Annotated in this window: 18 protein-coding genes; 16 read left to right on the top strand and 2 right to left on the bottom strand. The window is 41.7% G+C overall.

The genetic code is table 11. The features are described from left to right. Positions 1-97: 97 nt before the first annotated feature. Positions 98-3,076 (bottom strand): glycosyl hydrolase family 28-related protein, encoded by a 2,979-nt coding sequence (locus AC1D0K_RS05500; RefSeq protein WP_477396360.1) that lies wholly within the window; start codon positions 3,074-3,076, stop codon positions 98-100. 459 nt (positions 3,077-3,535) lie between these two features. Here AC1D0K_RS05500 and AC1D0K_RS05495 point away from each other — a divergent pair, with 459 nt between their 5' ends. From AC1D0K_RS05495 to AC1D0K_RS05470, 6 genes are read left to right on the top strand one after another with little or no spacing between them, the layout of a single operon-like run. Then, positions 3,536-3,955: a PTS sugar transporter subunit IIA gene (locus AC1D0K_RS05495; protein ID WP_477396358.1), complete on the top strand. Its 420-nt coding sequence runs from the start codon at positions 3,536-3,538 to the stop codon at positions 3,953-3,955. Beyond that, on the top strand, positions 3,948-4,424 hold the full coding sequence (locus AC1D0K_RS05490) for a PTS sugar transporter subunit IIB (RefSeq protein ID WP_477396356.1): 477 nt from the start codon (positions 3,948-3,950) through the stop codon (positions 4,422-4,424). Before AC1D0K_RS05495 ends, AC1D0K_RS05490 begins: the two co-directional genes overlap by 8 nt. 1 nt (position 4,425) lies before the next feature. Then, positions 4,426-6,018 carry a PTS system mannose/fructose/sorbose family transporter subunit IID gene (locus AC1D0K_RS05485; RefSeq protein WP_477463015.1) on the top strand — a complete coding sequence of 531 codons (1,593 nt, stop codon included), beginning with the start codon at positions 4,426-4,428 and terminating at the stop codon, positions 6,016-6,018. Beyond that, the gene (ptsP, locus tag AC1D0K_RS05480; protein WP_477396352.1) at positions 6,015-7,733 is read left to right on the top strand and encodes a phosphoenolpyruvate--protein phosphotransferase; all 1,719 of its coding nucleotides are present in this window, start codon (positions 6,015-6,017) and stop codon (positions 7,731-7,733) included. The genes AC1D0K_RS05485 and ptsP overlap by 4 nt, the downstream gene beginning before the upstream one ends. Continuing rightward, complete coding sequence (locus AC1D0K_RS05475; RefSeq protein WP_477396350.1) at positions 7,730-7,996, top strand: HPr family phosphocarrier protein; 267 nt, start codon at positions 7,730-7,732, stop codon at positions 7,994-7,996. Before ptsP ends, AC1D0K_RS05475 begins: the two co-directional genes overlap by 4 nt. Continuing rightward, entirely contained in the window at positions 7,996-8,754 is a 759-nt protein-coding gene (locus tag AC1D0K_RS05470; RefSeq protein ID WP_477396348.1) for a 6-phosphogluconolactonase, read from the top strand. Before AC1D0K_RS05475 ends, AC1D0K_RS05470 begins: the two co-directional genes overlap by 1 nt. An 82-nt stretch (positions 8,755-8,836) precedes the next feature. Here the strand turns inward: AC1D0K_RS05470 and AC1D0K_RS05465 are convergent, their stop codons facing one another. Continuing rightward, positions 8,837-10,975 (bottom strand): prolyl oligopeptidase family serine peptidase, encoded by a 2,139-nt coding sequence (locus AC1D0K_RS05465; protein WP_295721130.1) that lies wholly within the window; start codon positions 10,973-10,975, stop codon positions 8,837-8,839. Positions 10,976-11,208: 233 nt separating this feature from the next. Here AC1D0K_RS05465 and AC1D0K_RS05460 point away from each other — a divergent pair, with 233 nt between their 5' ends. From AC1D0K_RS05460 to AC1D0K_RS05415, 10 genes are all read left to right on the top strand, one after another. Then, positions 11,209-11,670, top strand: coding sequence for a nuclear transport factor 2 family protein (locus AC1D0K_RS05460; protein ID WP_295721131.1), 462 nt, complete (start codon positions 11,209-11,211; stop codon positions 11,668-11,670). Between the two features lie 361 nt (positions 11,671-12,031). Beyond that, positions 12,032-13,210 carry a sensor histidine kinase gene (locus AC1D0K_RS05455; RefSeq protein ID WP_477395891.1) on the top strand — a complete coding sequence of 393 codons (1,179 nt, stop codon included), beginning with the start codon at positions 12,032-12,034 and terminating at the stop codon, positions 13,208-13,210. Positions 13,211-13,219: 9 nt separating this feature from the next. Continuing rightward, positions 13,220-13,918: a LytR/AlgR family response regulator transcription factor gene (locus AC1D0K_RS05450; RefSeq protein WP_477395889.1), complete on the top strand. Its 699-nt coding sequence runs from the start codon at positions 13,220-13,222 to the stop codon at positions 13,916-13,918. Between the two features lie 175 nt (positions 13,919-14,093). After that, positions 14,094-14,471, top strand: coding sequence for a response regulator (locus AC1D0K_RS05445; RefSeq protein ID WP_477395887.1), 378 nt, complete (start codon positions 14,094-14,096; stop codon positions 14,469-14,471). A 102-nt stretch (positions 14,472-14,573) separates the two neighbouring features. Next, on the top strand, positions 14,574-14,822 hold the full coding sequence (locus AC1D0K_RS05440) for a PqqD family protein (protein ID WP_477395885.1): 249 nt from the start codon (positions 14,574-14,576) through the stop codon (positions 14,820-14,822). Continuing rightward, a complete protein-coding gene (locus AC1D0K_RS05435) occupies positions 14,822-15,874 on the top strand; it encodes an ATP-grasp domain-containing protein (protein WP_477441535.1) in 1,053 nt (350 codons plus the stop codon). Before AC1D0K_RS05440 ends, AC1D0K_RS05435 begins: the two co-directional genes overlap by 1 nt. A 10-nt stretch (positions 15,875-15,884) precedes the next feature. Continuing rightward, positions 15,885-17,240 (top strand): hypothetical protein, encoded by a 1,356-nt coding sequence (locus tag AC1D0K_RS05430; RefSeq protein WP_477395881.1) that lies wholly within the window; start codon positions 15,885-15,887, stop codon positions 17,238-17,240. After that, positions 17,237-19,393: an urea transporter gene (locus AC1D0K_RS05425; RefSeq protein WP_477395879.1), complete on the top strand. Its 2,157-nt coding sequence runs from the start codon at positions 17,237-17,239 to the stop codon at positions 19,391-19,393. Before AC1D0K_RS05430 ends, AC1D0K_RS05425 begins: the two co-directional genes overlap by 4 nt. Next, complete coding sequence (locus AC1D0K_RS05420) at positions 19,375-20,562, top strand: hypothetical protein (RefSeq protein ID WP_477441533.1); 1,188 nt, start codon at positions 19,375-19,377, stop codon at positions 20,560-20,562. The genes AC1D0K_RS05425 and AC1D0K_RS05420 overlap by 19 nt, the downstream gene beginning before the upstream one ends. After that, complete coding sequence (locus AC1D0K_RS05415) at positions 20,550-21,170, top strand: tetratricopeptide repeat protein (RefSeq protein WP_477395875.1); 621 nt, start codon at positions 20,550-20,552, stop codon at positions 21,168-21,170. The genes AC1D0K_RS05420 and AC1D0K_RS05415 overlap by 13 nt, the downstream gene beginning before the upstream one ends. Positions 21,171-21,256 lie beyond the last annotated feature (86 nt).

The raw sequence follows: 21,256 nt of genomic DNA, 5'->3' as shown, positions 1-21,256 counted from the left end.
TTCTATAGGGCCGCCTTCAGAAACACACCCCTCCGCCCCTCTCGAGAGGGGAATCGCACCGCCCCTTGCTTTTACTTCTTGTTTAGTTCTCGCTCCATCACTTTACCTCTACCGAATATAATGAATTATGCCCGGTGATGTACAGCGTTTTACCACTCTTACCGCCAAATGCCAATCCTGTTGGTCGTTCCGGTACTTTTATTATGTTGATCTGCTTGCCGGCGCTATTGTATTCATAAATTTCACCATCAGCAATAAACACATTGCCAGCCGCGTCAGTTGCAGATGCAAACTCGCCACGCTCGGCAAAGTATTTCAGGTTGCTTAAATAACCTTCCTTACTCACATCCATTTGAACGGTACGCTTATCATATTCATCAGTAGTGTAAACCGGTTTACCCGGATATGCCGCTGCCAAAGCGCTTGCACGGGCCAGGTCATATACCACCGGGATAATAGTTACCCCATCTGGTGCTACAAAACATTCGGTTGGTTTATTTACTGATACGGTATTAAAATCATGATAGTCCCTCCAGCGGTGTGCAGGGTACAATGCACGATAAATGGATTTGCCAATCGGCATCGCTTCTTTTTTAAGGGCGCTAATAGTTTCATCGGGGTTCTCGGGGTCAATACTATAAGCCATACTGGCAAAGCCGGAGTTTCCCCATCCGCTGAATGATGTACCGGCGGCATCAGCTGGATTCTTAAACTCTTCCTGCCGGCCATTGATCAAATAGCCTGGTTTGGGTACATATTTAAAAACCACCAATAGTTTATCGTTCTGATCGCAAGCCAGTGAAAGTGGTTCCCATGGATAATCGGCCAATAAACTAATGGTTTCTGTATTTACATCCCACTTATAAATGCGGCGCATCCGGGCTTCGCTAAAATAAATATTGCCTTTGCTATCGGCACAAATACTGCTAGCAAACTCAAACCCTTTGGCCAACTGTTTTACATTGCCAATTTCGGTAGTCGATTTCAGCTTCCCGCTAATAAACAGCCTTGCAAACTCCCAGGGCCGCACCTCCATATTGGTGCCAATATCATATAAGGGGTTGGTAGTAGTATATTTTATCTGGCTGTAATTATGCATGTTAAGCAACTCTACGTTTTTGTTGTTCCAGCTCCTGATGGCATAAGGATAAGGCTTATTCACCCTGATCACCCTAAACATATACAAATTGGCAAAAACCATATCGCTGGTATGCTCCAGCTCCAAAGGCTGGCACTCGGTACTTTCGCGGCTTTCTTCTTCCAATTGCAGGGCGTAAACCTTCCAGTTAGCTACCTTATTAAACCGTACTTCGTTACGTACATGATGCTCAACAGATAAGGCATAAATTCTGCCGGGAGTACTGGTATTAGACACATAAACACCGGCAGTAGCATAAGTATTTGCCGACCAAATATTTTTAAATGTGCCTCCTCCTCCATCAGTTATCCAAAGGCTCCAGTATTGGGTATCCCACATGTCACTATCATTTCCGCGGTACAATCCAGCACCATCTTTTACGCCTGGCTTATTCATCCCACCATGCCCACCTAAAAATTTCACATCGTTGAGGTATGATTTTTCGCCGGCCATCCATTTACACGCCACCGCCCTTGGGTTAATCCGGCCCGTAGAAATACCTATACCGGTAATAATATTGGAGCCACCTTTTGAGGTTTCAATCATAGCGATAGCTTTGCCAAAACCACCAAAGGCCGGCGTATTATCTGCAATCAATATTTGGGTTGCTATTGGGTTTAAGCCAATGAGTACCGTATTGGATTTAAGCTTTAAAGTTTCGGTAATGCGGTATTGACCCTGCGGCAAATAAATGGTTGCATATTTATCAATAGCATCCTGCAGAGCCCTGGTATCATCGGTAACACCATCACCTTTAGCGCCAAGCGATTGTAGGTTTGCCCAGGTGGCTATTGCAGGAAAATCCGGTATATCTTTTATTGCAGGCGGAGGAAATACCTGCAATGGTTCAATTTCATTAGTAGTTTTATAAACAGGATCGGCGTTAAGGTCATCAATCTGCAAACCGTAGGTAAAGTTTCTTATTTTATAGATAGGCCCCACTCCCTTTGTCTGAGTTCCGCTGCGGCGGTAGCTGGCCAAAACCGGCACATCGCGGCACAGCACATTACGCAGGCTGATCTGGTTAAAAGCGTTATCCTCGTTGCTGATAATAATGGCCGGGCCGCTTACCTTATCAAAACTGCAATCCTCCATAAACAGTTTTTCATGATAGTTTGGGTTAATATCAATCACCGTTGGCACGTTTTTAACATTCATGCGCACGATGGTAAGCCCGGCTTCCTGTGTGCGTATCGCGGCTTTACGCTGACCTTCAAAATAAGTATCCACCATCATAAATTGCCAGCCGGGCGATGGTTTGGTGGTGTAAATGCCATAATCGCCATTAAAAAAGCGCACATCTTCCATTTCGTTACCCACATCAAACATGCCTGCCTTGCCTTTGCCCGCATCAATATCCACATGGGCAATAAAACTATGCTGGGCATAATGCGTACGCAGGACAACAGCAACCGGGTTGCCGTCTTCAATTTTCAGGTTGACGTTTGATAGCGCACTATAAAAGGTAGATGCCCCGGCATCGTAAACCTCTTCGCCTGGTTTGGAGATATTATTCACAAACCAGAACATGTATTTAGCCTTCCCTTTATCTGCAGTATCGGCTTGCTGAAAGCCGGGGGAGTTTTTGGCCAGGATAATAACCGGTCGCGTTTTACCGTAACCAATTAACCGTACCGCCCTTGGCACAAAAATGGTTTTACTGATGAGGTACTTCCCTTCGGGGATAAAAAGCACGCCAAAATTATTTTTATCCTTTACATCATTAATTGCCTGCTGCAAGGCATTAGATACATCCGTTTTGCCATCTGCTTTAATAGCATACTTATCAGGCGTAAAATAAACGGCCTCCTTATCATTTAAACGCTGCTGGTAAAATGACCGGCCTACACCAAATCCAGGTTGATGGGCGGGCGGTTTGCCAAAACTTGCAAAGCAGGTTAAAACCAATAATAAAAATAGTAATAAGGTGTTTTTCACGTTGGTAAATGTTAGGTTGGTTTAATTGGTATTTAAACTTTAATGATGTTATATCTATTTCTTCTTCCAAACAAAAATCATCATAAGTATTTTCCATTGCTAATTTGCACAGCCCTACATCACCACTACCCATATAAATATTACAGCCGCCAATTTATATCCGTTAACAATCCGTTATCAGGGCAAAATTGAAAGCTAAATAAGCCATTTACTATTTTTACCTGTAGTGCTGTAAATCGCCATTTACTAAGCGATAAATACCTTTAAATAAGACTGTTAAATTATATGTAGTGGTAATGTAGTGTATGCAAACTATAAATTAGTTTAACTTTATAGCATACTTGCACCGTATTAGAACCTGAATTAAGCGCCAGCCAAAGCGTTTACCCATAAGTTTGATAAAACGGTTTTATTGCTGCCCAGTGTTGGCTTGCAATAAACCGCTGTAACCTTTAAAGTATGAGAAAATTCCTGATAGCTACACATGGAGCCTTTGCCAATGGGGTAAAATCCTCCCTTGAAATTATCATTGGCGAAACCGAAAACCTATTCCTGATCGGGGCTTATTTAGACCAGAACGTTTCTGTGGAAGATGAGCTGAAACCTATCCTGGATAGCCTTAGTGATGATGATGAACTGATCATTTTTACTGATCTGCTTGGCGGAAGCGTAAATAACATTATGCTAAGGGAAGCACTGCGCAAAAATGTACACATCCTTTCGGGCTTTAATTTACCCTTGTTAATTGAAGTTATTTTAAGCGATAATGATACCCCAGTTGCCGAAGTGATAGAAAGCGCCATTGAAAATGCCAAAGCACAGCTTGCCTATGTCAATAAACTCATAGAAGAACAACAAAACAACCCTGACAATGATTAAACTGATACGGATAGACGACAGATTGGTACATGGGCAAGTAGCGTTTACCTGGACGCCTGCCCTTAATGCTGATTGTTTAGTTGTGGCCAATGATAAAGTGGCAAAGGACGAGTTCATGAAAATGACGCTTGGCCTGGCTAAACCCGCATCGGCAAAGTTGCTGATCAAATCACTGGCTGATGCCGCTATTTTTTTGAATGATCCCCGCGCCCAAAACCTTAAAATTTTACTCATCGTTAATTCTGTAAGGGATGCGGCTGTTTTGGTTGATGAAATAAGCGGCATCAGATCGATAAACTTTGGAGGGATCCGTACTAAGGAAGGCACCCGATCAATTTCAAAAGCCATCGCTCTTACCGACGAAGATATTTTAATTATAAAAGAAATGCTGGCTAAAGGACTTGAGCTGGAAGTAAGACAAGTACCTACCGATAAAAAAGTAATGATAGAAACATTAATACCCCAATAAAGTGTTTACAACATTCCTTCTCCTTACCCTGATAGCCGTTTTTGGGCATTTGGAGGATTTTTTGGGAACTACCCTTTTGAGCAGGCCTTTAGTATTAGGGCCGCTGGTGGGTTTGGTTTTGGGAGATGTTAAACAGGGGGTAATGATTGGTGCTACGCTGGAACTAATCTTCATGGGCAATATTAAGGTGGGTGCTGCTATCCCTCCCGATATTATTACCGGTGGTGTGCTGGGTACTGCTTTTGCCATTCTATCGCACAAAGGGCCCGCCATCGCCCTGGCTTTGGCTGTGCCAATATCCATTTTAGCCGAAATGGTAATTAGCGGCCTGTTTGTTTTCCGGGCCATCTACAATAAAAAATTTGCACAATATGCAGATCATGGAGATTATGAAAGTATTCAACGGCTGCATATTCTATCCGGCCTGTTAAAACCCCTGCTCATGGGGATCATCGTTTTTGTAGCCCTTGAAACAGGCTCAACCGCTATTAAATCATTTTTAAATCTCATACCCGCATGGGTACAATCAGGCCTGCAGGTGGCGGGTAATATGCTGCCTGCGCTGGGTTTCGCGCTGCTGATGAACCTGATGTTCAATAAAAAAGTTGCCCCATATTTTTTCCTGGGGTTTATGCTGGCTGCCTTTTTAAAGCTGCCCATAATTGCCATTGGAGGGCTTGGTGTAATTATAGCGCTGATAGTTACCCAGGCCCCGCCTAAACCAGTAACTGCCGCGGATAATGACTTTGATTTTGACGATCCTCCTGCCGAAAGTATCCCGGCACAACCTCAACACATGTTAAGCAAGGGTATATTGCGTAAATTATTTTTCCGCTCGCTTACATTAGAGGCCAACTTTAACTTTGAAACATGGCAGAATACAGGCTTTGTATTTGCTATGATACCCGTGCTAAAAAAACTCTATCAAACCAAGACCGAAATGTCAAAAGCACTTATAAGACATTTGCAATTATTCAACACAAGCCCGTACGGCTCAACGTTAATCATAGGTATTACTGCAGCCATGGAAGAGCAAAATAAGGCAGATAAAGATTTTGACGAGGATTCTATCAGTTCGGTAAAATTAGGTCTTATGGGGCCACTGGCCGGGGTGTTTGATTCTTTGTTTTGGGGTACATTCAAGGTTATCGCTGCCGGGGTGGGTACTTCGCTGGCTATAAAAGGCAATATATTAGGGCCTCTGCTTTTCCTGTTGATATTTAATGTACCTCATTTGCTCTTGAGGTATAATCTCACGTTTATAGGCTACAATACCGGCACCAGATTTCTGCAAAACCTTGCGAAGAACAATGTGATGGACAGGCTTACAGCAGGCGCGGCTATTTTAGGACTAATGGTGGTCGGCGCCATGCCAGCCACACTAATGGTTATCAAAACACCACTGAGCATTGGTAGTTCATCATCGGCGGTGTCGGTTCAAGGTATCCTTGACCAGATATTACCTGCCATGATACCGCTTGCACTTACCTTTTTGGTATATTATTTTGTAAAAAAGCAGGTTAAAACCACATGGCTGTTGTTAGGCTTATTGGCGCTGGGCTTTATAGGCAGTATAATCCATTTGTTTGTATGATATTAACTCGCACAGGCGCATCTCCCGGAATTGCAATAGGCAATGCTTATGTGCTTAAAAAGCAGGAAGCCGCCTTAACAGGGCTGGTATTGACTGATGACTCGGCCATCGCCTTCGAAATTGAGAAATTCGACACGGCTGTAAATAGTTCCTTAACAGAAATAAACATCATGATTGATAGTTATGATGAAGACAATGGCAATGAGGGCCTGGAAATATTGGAAACTCATGTAGAGTTGTTGAGCGATCCGCAAATTAAAGAAGATGTTACCCAAAAAATAACGACAGAAAAGAGGAACGTAAACGACGCGGTTATAGCAGTAATTGCTGATGCCGTTGCCATGTTTAAAGGCATGGACAATGAATACCTGCAGGCCCGCGCGGCAGATGTACAGGATATTGGCAACAGGATTTTAAAAAACTTAAACCTTACCGGCAAAACCGCTGCAAGGATATATCAGCCCAACACTATAATTATTGCAGAAGACCTTACTCCATCTGATACCATTAGCATGGATATTGCCCATGTTATTGGTTTTGCAACGCAGGCCGGCAGCAAAACATCGCATGCTGCTATTATTGCCAAATCAAGAGGTATTCCGGCAGTAGTTGGTTGCGGAGACACATTGGCAAACATTAAAAACAACGATCACCTGATTCTTGATGGCCAAACCGGTGAAATCATCATAAACCCGGATGAGGAAACCATTATTGAATACCAGGTAAAAAAGGAGAACTGGCTTGCCGAAACGGCTTTATTAAAGTCGCTGAAAAATAAAGCGGCGATGACTACCGACGGCACAGCGATACAACTATTTGCAAACATTGCCAATGCTGATGATATGGAACATGCCCATAGCTTTGGAGCTGAAGGCAGCGGGCTGCTGCGTACTGAATTACTATTTATGGGCCGCGATTCGTTACCAACAGAGGAAGAACAATTTACATTTTATAAAGCAGTAGCGTTAAAAGCAAAAGGCAAACCGGTTATTGTGCGTACACTGGATATTGGGGGTGACAAACAATTGCCCTATTTTAATTTCCCTGCCGAACAAAACCCCTTTTTGGGCTACCGCGCCATCAGGATCTGTTTGGACAGAACTGATATTTTCATTACACAGTTAAAAGCTATATTACAGGCAAGTACATTTGGAAAACTTAAGATCATGTTCCCGATGATAGCTAATGTACAGGAGATCCGCGCGGCGAAAGCAATATTGAGCCAGGCTATGGAAGAACTGGATAAAGCTGGTATCGGTTTTGATAAAACTATCGGGATAGGCATCATGATCGAAATCCCCTCTGCAGCTATCACAGCCGATCTGCTGGCCAAAGAGGTTGATTTTTTCAGCATCGGCACAAATGATCTTTGCCAGTATACTTTGGCTGTTGACAGGATGAATGAGAAGGTGAAAACCCTTTATGACCCTTACAACCCGGGGGTACTCAGGCTGATAGCCTATGTAATTGATGAGGCAAACAAAAACAATATTGAAGTTGGCATGTGCGGCGAATTCGCATCAGACCCCGACTCCACCCTGCTGCTATTAGGCATGGGGTTAAGGGAGTTCTCTATGAGCGCTACATCCATACCCCATATAAAAAACACGATTATTCAAAGCGATATGGAGTTTGCAAAACAGGTAAAACAGCAGGTCATGGCTATGGATAATTCAATTGCTATTGCCGTATATTTAAAGGAGGTAAATAAATGATCTCAAAAGAATATAAGATCACCGCTGCCGAGGGGATTCATGCCCGGCCGGCAACCGCGTTGGTAAAACTCTCTAAAAAGTTCACATCTTCCATCAGCATGAAAAAGGGCGAGCGTACAGTAAGGCTTAACAGCCTCCTCAACATACTTTCGCTGGCAACAAAGGGCGATGATACCATCACAATTATTATTGATGGTGAGGACGAGGTAAGCGCCATGGTAGCCATTGATATATTTTTTCACGAAGAACTAAAACATTTGTAATGAAGATAACGATCACCAAAAACGAACGTGAATTTAATGAGACAGCGGCATGGCGCATTATAGGCCAAATGCTGGAAAAGCCTACCGCTGTGATAGGCCTTTCAACAGGCCAAACTACGATGGATATGCACCGTATTGTATCTGATATTTACACCCAATACCCTTTTGATGTATCGCGCGTTACGCTTTTTAATGTGGACGAACTCACCAACCTGCCACGCGAATATGCAGGAAGCTGTTATACCATGATACTGAACCAGATTGCCGGGCCGCTGGGCATACCCGATGAAAACTTTATTATGCCCCCTACCATGAGTGATGACTTTGAGGCCGAAAGCCTGCTATTTGAACAACGCCTTGCCGAACGTGGCGGCGCCGACCTGCAGATGCTTGGCATTGGCAGCAATGGTCACATAGGCATAAACCAGCCCGGTACGCCATTTGAAAGCGAAACATGGGTATCACCAATGGATCCTGATTTTGAAGCCCGTGTACGCCGCGAAACACAAGTACCGAATAATGTGGTATTAGGCGGATTAACGCGCGGCATAAAAAACATTATGCATACCCGTAAACTCATCCTGATAGCCAAAGGCGCGCACAAGGCCCGCATTATTGAGCAGGCCATCTTAGGCCCGGTTTCAACAGATATTCCAGCCTCGGTAGTTCAATTACATCCCAACTGCGAAATTTTGCTAGATGCAGATGCCGGCGCGTTAATTTACGAAAAGGCAAAGCAACGGGGATTTGTTTTTTAGTTTTATTATACGCCAGGACAAGAAGTTTAAAAACTTCCGTCCTGGCGTATTCAGATATCTGTTAGATTATTTTTAAAGTTTTTTATTTAGCCGGCTGAAAATCCGGATGCCCTGCCTGCCACAAGGCAAAGGCGTATTGATTAGCAAAATTACGATAGGAGATCTCCTTATTTTCGGTAAAGTGGCCGTTATCATAATTAACAGACATTAAAACAGGCTTGCCAGACGTAGTTGCGTTTTGCAGTGCGGCTGCAAATTTACCCGGCTGCCATACAATTACTCTGGGGTCATTCATCCCGCCAATGCAAATTACTGCCGGGTAGGCTGTACCCTCCTTTACATGCTGAAAAGCATCCATTTCATAAAGCCCCCTTGCCTCAACAGAATCTTTTACGGTGCCAAACTCCTTGGTGTTATTTAATCCATTTGGCGAGTTCTCCATTCGTAGGGCGTTGCTACAGCTTACGTTACTGATAGCCGCGGCAAAAAGATCGGGCCGCTCAGTAATGGCACGTCCTATCAGTACCCCTCCGGCACTGGTTCCTTCGCCTATCAGGTGCGTGGTGCTGGTGTAGTGATTATCAACAAGGTACTGGCCCGATGCTATAAAATCTTTCCAGGTATTAGGCTTGGTGGTTTTATAACCGGCTTTATACCAATCCTGCCCTTTTTCGCCGCCGCCACGCACATGGGTTTCGGCAACTATTACACCCTTGTTCATCAGGGCCAGTTCATAGATGCTAAAATATGGGGTTGAGGATATGCCATAAGCCCCATAACCGGTCATGTAGCAAACGGCACTACCATCGCGTTTTACATTTTTATTGTACATAATGGTAAGGGGAATTGTGGTGCCATCAAGCCCTTTTATCTCTTTCTCTTCTACCACAACATCTTCAACACCCGGATACTCCACTTTAGGCGTCCATACAGATGGTTTTACAACACCGGTAAGCGGGTTGTAGTCGTAAATAGTAAAGGGCTGCTTCCATGCGGTTATACCCAATTGTACCTCGTTGCTTTTAATATCAACAGGGCCAACATAAGCTGTACCGCTAACCGGCAGCTTTATTTCTTCCGACTTTCCCTTTACAAAATCATATTGGTATGCTCTTGAATTGATGCCATCGTTAGTAGTAAAATACATAAAATCCTTTCCTCGGCTTATATTATCAATAGTAGCCTGCTGCTCTGGTATAATGGTTTCCGCATCGGCAACGCTAAATTTTTTCACGTTTGTTTTGGTGATCTTAAATTTAGTAGCGCCTTCATAAGTAAGCATATAAACGTCATCGCCTTTAAAAACAAAATTTGTAACATGGTCATCTATTTTAAACAGCCTTTTCCAGCCGATAGTAGATTTAAAAAGTTCTGTTGTGGGTGCATAGAAGCAATTAATTTCCCGGTTTACCCCTGCTAAAATGCCAAAAATATATTTCAGATCTTCAGAGTAACCTACAAAACAGAGATCCTCTGGCGTTATACCAAGATGAGGGTATTTTTTACGACTAAAAATTAATTTATCAGTAGCCGGCTTTGTGCCAACTACATGATACATACTGCGGGTATCCGTCATAGAGTTCATGGCCGTATTATCGCCGCTATTTTGAATGGTATAAATAAATCCTTTATTATCAGCCGACCACCCGCTTACCCCAAACCACGACGGATATATTTTTTCGGGATATAGCTTTTTGGTATCGACATTCATTACATAGATGGTCGAGGTTTCTGAACCGCTTACAGATATACCAAAGGCAATCTTTTTACCATCCTCGCTCGGTTGAAAATAGTTTATAGAATATTGCTTACCCTTGATTGGCAATGGATTATACAATAGAATTTCTTTGCCATTTTCGCCCGTACGGTAATAAAGTTTCCCTACATTCTCTGCAGGAAGGGTTTTCTTGTAAAAGTAACGGCCACCCTTTTTAATTATACCGCGAATTTTAAAGGGTTCCAATGAATCATAGTATTTTAGTGTTTTTATAAGGCTATCTCTGCCTTGAATTTTATCTATAACACTATTTGTGTAATCGGCTTGGGCTTTAAACCATTTTTGAACGGTACTATCTTTAGTATTTTCCAGCCAGCGATAATTATCACTTACCTTCATACCAAAATAATTATCAACAATTGTTTTTTTGGGTGTTGCCGGAACCTGGGCATACACAGCTCCTGTGACGTTCACAACCACAAAAAGCAAGGCGATTTTCTTCATTACTATAAGGTTTTCAGCAAGTTATGCAATATTTCCTTATCTTAAATTATTTTCACTTCAAAAAATTCAACAATGCGTAAAAACACGTAATCAACTAACGTTCAAATACTTATTCTTTATTAAAACTTTGATTATTATAAAAGCATCACCAGCGTTTTATGATTAAAGAATTAACCGGAGCAAAAATTTAAATATATTTAAACAACCAATTTAAACAACCAATTATTGATCACATGAAAAAAGCACTGCTGTTGTTAAGTTTTACACTTTTATTGGCTTTTAATTCTTTTGGTCAGGATCAAAAGGCGATGCTTTACAGTAAGGACCCTAAGCTTGCCAAAAACAAAAAACTGGTCTATGATTTCTGGCGCGAGGTATTAGAAGGTGGCCACCTGGACCTGGCTTCTAAATATCTTCTCCCAACATACATCCAGCATAACCCAAACGTACCTACCGGAAGGCAGGGTTTTATTGATTTCTTTTCCAAGTTTGCCAAACCACTGCCAATCAGTGCAACTATTAAAGCAAACCTGATCTCTATAGTTGCCGAAGGCGATTGGGTTGTACTGAGCTTTAGAGAGGAACACCCCGATCCAAAAGCACCCGGCAAAAAATACACAACCGCCTCCTTTGAAATGCTGCGTGTAGAGGATGGTAAAATAGCCGAGCATTGGGATAATGCGCTTAAAGAATAATAAACAGTTGTGTTCAATTCATTTTATATATCCATACCTGTTTTTCAACTATGAAATAAGCTGCATATCCCCATTCATCTATACAAAACCACGGTTCACCGATAAACCATTGGTTGCGGCCCCATCATTCATCACCTTTGAGCCAATGATTCAGGAATAGGGACATCCGCTGGGTTATTGTGTTCTGTTTTTCATAAAGTTTAAAGCGCCCTGTACATGTATGGGGCGCTTATTTATAAACCTGCACAAATCGGTAGATGGCATCAAATGAAAAAGGGCTTTATTTGAAAGTTTAACTAATTTAAGATGATCATTAATTGGCAGCATAACGGCTGCTATATTTAGTAAATTTTTTAACCAGATGATCCTTTCCAAAAAAGCCACCAACATATTTATTCACGCTGCAGGTTGGCTGGTATTTTTTGGTTTTCCCCTGCTGTTTATGAACCGTACGCAACAAAGCAGCGGCAGCACCTATAACGTTATATTATCGCCCTATTACTGGCTGTTTTGTCTTACCTATATTTTTATGTTTTACTTTAATGCCTGGTACCTGGTGCCACGGTTTGTATTCCACAAAAAATATATAGTGTATGGGCTTATTGTGCTTTTACTTTCGGGTTTTGTGTATTACTTACAGCCTTTTGATAACCTCTTACTGCATAATTTACTCAAGGAAAGACATACTACCACAAACACCATAGGGCCGCAGCCGATGACTGGAGCGGATAGCGATACCTCGGCACCTAAAAACATGCCTTTTGGCCCGCTGCCTCATGAAGATTTGCGGATGCAGGATCCAAGCCTGGTGAAACCGTCAAACCAAATCATTTTCATCCATCAATCGGCGAATATTGATATGGTAGGCCTATTTATCTTCGTCATTGTTATAGGATTAGGTATTGCCATGAGCACGGTTCAAAAATGGCAGCTTGCCGAGCAAATGGTGATCAGGGCCGAGGCTGAAAAGGCTCATGCAGAGCTATCATTTCTTAAAGCACAGATCAACCCGCATTTTCTGTTCAATACACTGAATAATATATACGCGCTATCTGTAACCGATAGCGAACACACCTCAGAGAGTATTATGAAACTCTCCAACATCATGCGCTATGTTACTGATGAAGTTGCAGAAGATTTTGTGCTGCTGCAAAGTGAGATAGATTGCATCAATGATTATATCGACTTGCAAAAACTGCGGCTGGGTAAAAAAACAACACTTAATTTTAATTTCTCGGGCGATATCGATCAGCAGAAAATACCGCCGCTGGTATTGATGACCTTTATTGAAAATGTATTTAAATATGGCGTAAGTAAACATGCCCCATCTGTGATCAACATAAACCTGGAGGTAACCCCTGGTAAAATATTGTTCACCTGCGAGAACACCATATTCGATAATCGCCCCACGTCCAGCCGTAAAGGTATCGGCATAACCAATACCCGGCAGCGGCTGCAGCATATTTACCCCGGAAAGCACAAGCTCAACCTTAGTTCGGATAGCACTACGTTTCGGGTGGAGTTGGAAATTGATAGTTAAATGAACACCATGATGCAGTTAAAATGTGTAGCCATTGATGATGAACCACTGGCGCTGGAAATCATCAAAAAATATGTATCCGACTATCCAGCTTTGAAAATGGTAAACACTTTTGAAGATGCCATCTCCGGCGCCGAATATTTAAAAAGCAATAAAGTAGATGTACTTTTTGTAGATATCAATATGCCCGATATTACCGGTGTTGATCTGGTGCGTTCGCTGCCAGAAAAACCAATGATCATATTTACCACAGCATACAAAAAATTTGCTTTTGAAGGATTTGAGCTGGAAGCGTTGGATTACTTGTTAAAGCCGATAAACAGTAGCCGCTTTGGCGCTGCAATACATAAAGCTATTGACTATTACCAGTTTAAGAATACCAACCAAACCAGCGAAGATGAGTACATCTATGTACACTCAGAATACCGGTTGATCAAGATCAGCGTAAGGGATATTGAGTACATCGAAAGTATGCAGGATTACATCAAGATTCATTTACTAAGTGCCGAAAAACCGGTGCTTACCCTCATGTCGTTAAAAAGCATTATGGAAAAAATACCGGCTGCCCAGTTCATCCGTATCCATCGCAGCTTTGTGGTTGCTAAAGCGCAGATAAGATCAATATATAACCGTAAAGTTAAACTGCGTAATATAGAGTTGCCTGTTGGCACCAACTATGCCGATTTCATTAAAGACTGGTCCAAATAGCTGTGCATTAAGCCATTCATCGGCACATTTATGGTATTTAACGACACATTGTTTAATACAGCATAAAATAAGCTCAATTTTATATCAGAGTTAACACTATTTAAAAACCAGCCATATTGATATCCAGGGCAACAGACCTTTTGTCTTGATTCCTGCATCAATTCCCCCTAAGCACATGAAAACTACCGGAAACAAAAAAAAGATCCTGATCCTCGATAAAAACAGCAGGATGTTATCAGTAATTGATGACATTATGTACTATGGTGATTTTGATGTTCATTTAACCTATGATCCCAATGCAATTTACGATAAAGCAAAGTTGATCCATCCCGACCTTATTATCCTGGAATATTTATTACTTGATATGGATTGTGCCCTGGTATGCCAGGATTTTAAAGAGGATGAGCAATTAAAGGGTGTCCCTATCATTGTAGTTACTGCTTTTAAAACAAAAAAAGCACAACAGGAATCCTATAAATGTGATGCTCTTTTTGTTAAACCATTGGATATGGAACTACTGGCATCGCGGATGCAATATTTAATGGCATCATAAATAACACTTTATAATTAAACACCATATTGGGTATTGCTTTTGTAAAACTCACCTAAACCAGTTAAGTTTAACCTTTATTATTTACATTCCCTGCAATTATAAATGAAGATAAAGAGTAACATAGCAACCAGCGAAAATGGGTTTATTTTTAACCCTGCCACCGGCGATTCCTTTTCTGGTAATGCCATGGCCGCGCATCTTTTAATGGCCATGAAAAGTGGTAAAACAGGGCACGAGATCAAAAAAGATATTCTTGACAAATATGATGTAGGTGCAGACCAGCTGGAGCGCGATTGGGAAGATTGGATGATACAACTGAAGGAAGCTAATTTGCTTGAAACTGAAGGATAATGGCAGATAAATACGCTAATTTATGTATTGCCATTACCGGTATAAATGCCAATGACAATCCGGGTCCGGGAATGGCCGTTATCCGTTCACTAAAGGAGAGCTTTGGAGCCGGGCTAAGGATCATCGGTTTATCCTATGAACCATTGGAGCCGGGCATCTATTTGCACGATCATGTCAATAAAACCTACCAGATCCCCTATCCAACCGAAGGAGCAAACGCTTTACTTGAACGGCTCACTTACATACACCAGCAGGAAAAGCTGGATGTTATTATCCCCAATTTTGATTCGGAGCTATTTAATTTCATAAAGATAGCCCCGCAATTAAAGCAGATTGGCATAACGAGTTTCCTGCCATCGCATCAGCAGCTGGCAGTGAGGGATAAGGTAAATTTAAAGGATTTTGGATTGAAGCATGGGTTTTACGTGCCTGCCGATCATAAACTTTATACCGTAGATGATATAAAAAAAGCGGTCGATGAGTTCAACTTCCCTATGGTAATAAAGGGAAAGTTTTATGAGGCCTCTGTAGTTTACACTATGGATCAGGCTATTAAAGCATTTCATCAGTTAAACGCGGCCTGGGGTGTGCCGGTGATAGCGCAACAGTTTATAAAAGGTACTGAGATTAATATAGCTGCCTTTGGCGATGGTAAAGGCAATAACACAAGTATAGTGGCCATGCGCAAGCTATACATTACCGATAAAGGAAAAGCCTGGGCGGGAGTTACCATTAAGGATGAAAAGTTTATTGAACTGGCTAATAATTTCGCGCTGGCAACCGGTTGGAAAGGTGGTTATGAAATAGAGATCATGAGCAGCGAGGAGGGACATTTATATATCCTGGAGATTAACCCGCGGTTTCCGGCATGGATTTATTTAACGGCGGCGGCTGGGCAAAATCAACCGGAAACATTGGTAAAAATGGCATTGGGAGATATGGTCGTTCCTTTTGATGACTACCAGGCCGGTAAATTATTTGTGCGATACTCCTGGGACCACGTAACCGACATTACCGATTTTCAACAATTCTCGGTATTTGGCGAACTATAATTTGATTACAATGAAAAAGCTGGAATACGAAAAACCATATATTAAAAAGCTGCACACCGGTGTTATGAACAAGTTTGGCACCCGTACCGGTGTGCAGCCTGTTAAAAGCATCGATGGGGTTTCGGTTAAAAGCCTGATTGAAAATTATGGTTCTCCTGTTTTTGTATTATCCGAAAAACAGATCCGTAAAAATTACCGCTCGGCATACCGCGCCTTCAGCACGCGTTACCCCAAAGTACAGTTTGCATGGAGCTATAAAACCAACTACCTCAACGCAGTTTGCCAGGTATTTCACCAGGAAGGCAGCTGGGCCGAAGTGGTATCAGGTTTTGAGTATCGCAAGGCATTGGGTAATGGCGTACCGGGCAATAAAATCATTTTTAACGGCCCCGGTAAATCAAATGATGATTTAAAAATGGCCATCGAAAATGATTCACTCATCCATATAGATCATTTTGAAGAACTTAACCAACTACTTAATTTAACTAAGGAGTTTACCAATAAACCGCGCGTGGCTATCCGTGTTAATATGGATACCGGTGTATACCCGCTTTGGGATCGCTTTGGCTTTAACTATGAAAACGACGAAGCCTGGACGGCCTTATCAAAAGTTATTGATTCGGGCAAGCTGCAATTAGTTGGTTTACATTGCCACATAGGCACTTATATGCTTACTACAGATGCATACGGTATAGCAGCTACCAAACTATGCACCCTGGCTATGCGTTGCCAAACTCAATTAAACCACAAAATTGAATACATTGATATGGGTGGTGGTTTTCCATCAACCAATACTCTAAAAGGGGCTTACCTGCCGGGAAATGATACCGTACCATCGGTAGATGATTTTGCTGAAGTAATATCCTCTACCCTGCTCAACTTCGGTTTTGCCAATGAAGATCTCCCCATGCTTATTTTAGAAAGCGGACGGGTACTAATTGATGATGCCGGATATCTTTTGGGTACTGTTATAGCCAATAAGCGACTGAGCAATGGCAAAAGGGCTACCATTATGGATTTTGGTGTAAACATTTTATTCACCTCGTTTTGGTATGAGCACCAGATAAGCCCCGCGCAGGATTTTATGCCACACAGCGAAAACATGGTAATATATGGCCCGCTCTGCATGAATATAGATGTAATAAGGGAGAGCATCAACCTGCCCCTGCTTAACCCCGGCGACCAGGTAGTGGTGCACAAAGTAGGCGCCTACAACATGACCCAGTGGATGCAGTTTATCACCCTGCGACCAGCCGTTGTTTTGATAGATGAGCAACAGCATCCACACCTGATCCGCGCTAATGAAACACTTGATTATACCCAGGAACCAGAGCTTGTTCCAACTCATTTAAAAGCCAGTAAGTGAAGAAAATTCCATCATTCATAAAATCGGTTATCAATTCCTATTCGGTACTGTTTTTTTCGCAGAACCGGGTATTGGGGATCATTTTACTGGTGGTTTCTTTTTTCAACACAACTTCAGGATTTGCCGGATTAAGCTGTGTCATTTTCTCCCTGCTGGTTTGCAAGCTACTCAAGTTAGGGGGCGATGACCTTCAAAGGGGTATTTATAGTTTTAACAGTTTATTACTGGGCATAGCCTTTGGGGCATTTTACCATGTTAACCTGCTATTTGTTATATGGCTGCTTGTTGCCTGCATACTGGTTATAATTGCTGCTGTTATTTTTGCGCATCGCCTCGGCAAAATTGGCCTGCCTATGCTATCTCTCCCATTTATCCTGGTATTCTGGATGGTATTGCTGGCATCAAACAGCATTTTTAATATGGGCTTGCTGCAAAAAAGCAGCTACCTTTTAGCCGAAATTTATGCCGGTCCGGGTAACCTGGCAGGGATTGACGGCTACCTGGCCCTGGTACTGCCACCATTTGTAAGCTTATTTTTCCGGTCGTTAAGTGCCATTTTATTTCAGCATAATATTCTTGCAGGCATGCTTATAACTATTGGCATGCTCATCCATTCGCGCATTGCCTTTAGTTTACTTATCATCAGCTTCATAGCTGCCTGTGGGTTCAACAGCATCACGCATACCTATCCCGAAGGTATCAGCTATTACCACTTAGGCGCAAATATTATGATGACGTCTGTGGCTATCGGTAGTTTTTTTACCTTACCCTCCCTGCGCTCCTATTTGCTGGCTATTTTATGTATCCCGCTGGGCTTTATCGTCATCAATGCGCTTACAGGCTTTATGTCGGTTCATGCTTTACCAATTTTTTCGCTTCCGTTTTGCTTAGTCAATATCAGCTTGCTATATTTTTTAACGCTACGCGGATATGTCGGTAAATTGCAGTTAGCGCGGGTGCAGCATTACGCTCCTGAAAGAAACCTGTACCAGTTTTTAAACCTCCAGAACAGGCTTAATGATTTAAAATACTTTAAACTGACCCTGCCTTTTATGGGCTATTGGACAGTTTCACAGGGTTACAACGGCACCATTACGCACAAAGGCGACTGGGGCCAGGCGCTGGATTTTGTAATCTGTGATGAGGAACAAAACACTTTTCAATATCCCGGCACTCTGCCTGAGCATTTTTATTGTTACAATAAGCCCGTATTAGCCTGCGGCGACGGCATTGTAGAACTGGTAGTTAACCATATTGAGGATAATGCCATAGGCGAACAAAACCTGAAAGATAACTGGGGCAATACGGTAGTTATTTTTCATGCTACCGGGTTATATTCCAAAGTATCACACCTTAAAAAAAATTCCATCAAAGTAAAACCAGGCGATGTGATTAAACAAAGCGACCTCCTGGGCTTTTGCGGTAACTCGGGCCGCTCGCCACAGCCTCATTTACATTTCCAAATACAGGCTACCCCTTATATTGGCTCAAAAACTTTGAGCTATCCATTTGCTTATTATTTTAACCGGGTGGATAATAAAAACAGCCTGGTGAGCTATAGCGTTCCCTCCGAAGGGGAGTTAATTGGTAACTCTGAAGTTAATTCATCCATCAAAAAAGCTTTCGACCTGCAACCGGGTTACACAGCAAAACTTACCCGCGAAAACGGAGTAACCGAGAATTGGGAAGTTTTTAAAGATGAATTAGGACAATCCTGCATCTACAGCAAAACCACAGGTGCCGCGGCATATTTTATAAATAATGGCGCTATGTTTTACTTCACCAGCTTTTACGGCGATCAGCAATCATTGCTATACTACTTTTACCTGGCTACTTACAAGATCATTTTTAATAATACCGAAACGATGTTGGTTAATGATGAATTTCCTGTGCATCTAACCACCAATAAGGCCTTGCTTTGTTTACAGGATTTTGCAGCACCTTTTTACAGGTTTATCAATATAAGTTACCAAAACAGTATCCAGGTTAAAAAAACGGGCCTAAGTATCAGATCTGAGCAATACATGGCATTTGCCGGTAAAAAAACTCCAATAATGGAAGCAACACTTTGTATAGATAATGATAGCTTACAGGCTTTGAGCATCAATTTAAACGGAAAACACATTAAGGCACAATGGAGTACAGAAAACTAATATTATTTCTTGCTTTAATATTTGCCACTGTTGCCACCTACGCGCAGGACAACAAATTTGCACTGGCAGATAGCACTGCCGAACAACTATACAATGCCGGCGACTGGAAACAACTGATTGTTTTCGGAAATAAGTCAATTGCTGACAGCCTGGATTTCCCCGCCCTGCGTTTTAAAATTGGATATGCTTACATGGTTACCCGTAATTATAAAGCTGCCATCAGCCAGTTTACCCAGGTACTAAATAAGGATTCCTTTAACTCAACAGCACGGCTCTACGCTTACTATTGTAATACTTATCTTAATAATGATTTAGGCGCATCATATCACGCCGCTTATCTTGATAAGGAAACCTTGCATTCTACAAAACTTTCTCCTTTAGGCTTAGTTGATGCCGATGCAGAAAGCGGTATAAAGCTGCCCAATAACAACCAGCGCGATAATGGTTTTTTTGAACGTATAGGCATCAGTAATCGTTTAGGCTGGCGCCTGCAACTGGAACAATCGGCAATTTCATTTAACCAAAATATATTCCGGTCATCATATAAAGACAAAGACAATAATAAAGACCTATTGGGCAAAACTGATAAACAGCTGGAATATTCTATTAAAACACAATTTGCGTTTAATAACTACCTGGCTATTGTAGGCTCATACCATTACATATATACTACTTACAGGAGTAATATTAATAACAGCAACCTTGGTTTATTAGGCATAAAATATTTTGGCCGCTATGTTGATTTACAGGGGGATATTAATTTTGGAAAACTGATCAATAAAACGTTAAAACAATATAACGCCAGGATGGATTTTTATCCATTAGGTAACCTTAACTTATATACCATTAGCCGGGCATCCGTTTTAAATTTAAGCGGAGCAAATAATTTTATTTATAGCCAGGCTATTGGGTTTAAGGTATTGAATAAAACCTGGCTTGAAACATTGGCTGCTTTTGGTAACCAGGATGATTACTTAGATGCTGATGGACTTTACGTTTATAATTCTATCGATCCAACAAAATTTAAATGCGGAGAAACCGTTTTTTACCAGTTGAGTTCTCACGCGCTATTGGATTTGAACTATATTTATGAAAATAAAACAGACGTTTACCGCGCTGTAAATTACAATCAAAATTCTGTTACGTTAGGTATAACATGGAAATTTTAAAGAAAACGTTTATAGCAGCATTTTTAATTTTACTGGTGATAAGATTGCAGGCGCAAACCAATGTTGTGCTGCAAAAAGCTTTCCATAATAGCTACGCCGATGAGCAGAACAAAAATTATATAGCTGCTATTAATGATATTTATCCTTATCTTAGTGATAACAGTTATGAGGTTAATATCCGTTTAGGTTGGCTCCATTATCTCAATAAAAACTATACTGCTTCGCAATCTTATTATCAAAAAGCCATCAGTATAAAACCGGGCGCTATTGAGGCAAAATTTGGATATGTAAAGCCGTTATCGTTTTTACAGAGCTGGGATAAAGTACTTGAACAATATTTGGCCATATTGAGGATTGATCCTCAAAATGCGCAGGCCAATTATTGGGCTGGTGTAATTTATTATAACCGAAAGCAATATGATGCGGCCATTAGGTGTTTTAAAGTAGTAGTTACCCTTTATCCTTTTGATTATGATGGTAACCACATGCTGGCCTGGAGTAGCCTGATGACAGGTAAAAAAGCAGAAGCCAAACCCCTTTTTGAAAGAGCATTAATCATTAAGCCCGCGGATGCTTCCAGTACCGATGGCTTAAACAGGTGCAATTAATCGGGTCATTAAGCCCGTTTATCGATTCCTGGCGATGTTCAGGGAATAATGTTATACTTTTGATTGGGTCAATTTTATCATGATTT

The sequence above is a fragment of the Mucilaginibacter sp. P1_A3 genome, assembly GCF_056406855.1.
Note: the sequence above shows the minus strand (reverse complement) of the source record. Positions and strands in the feature narration are given on the sequence as shown.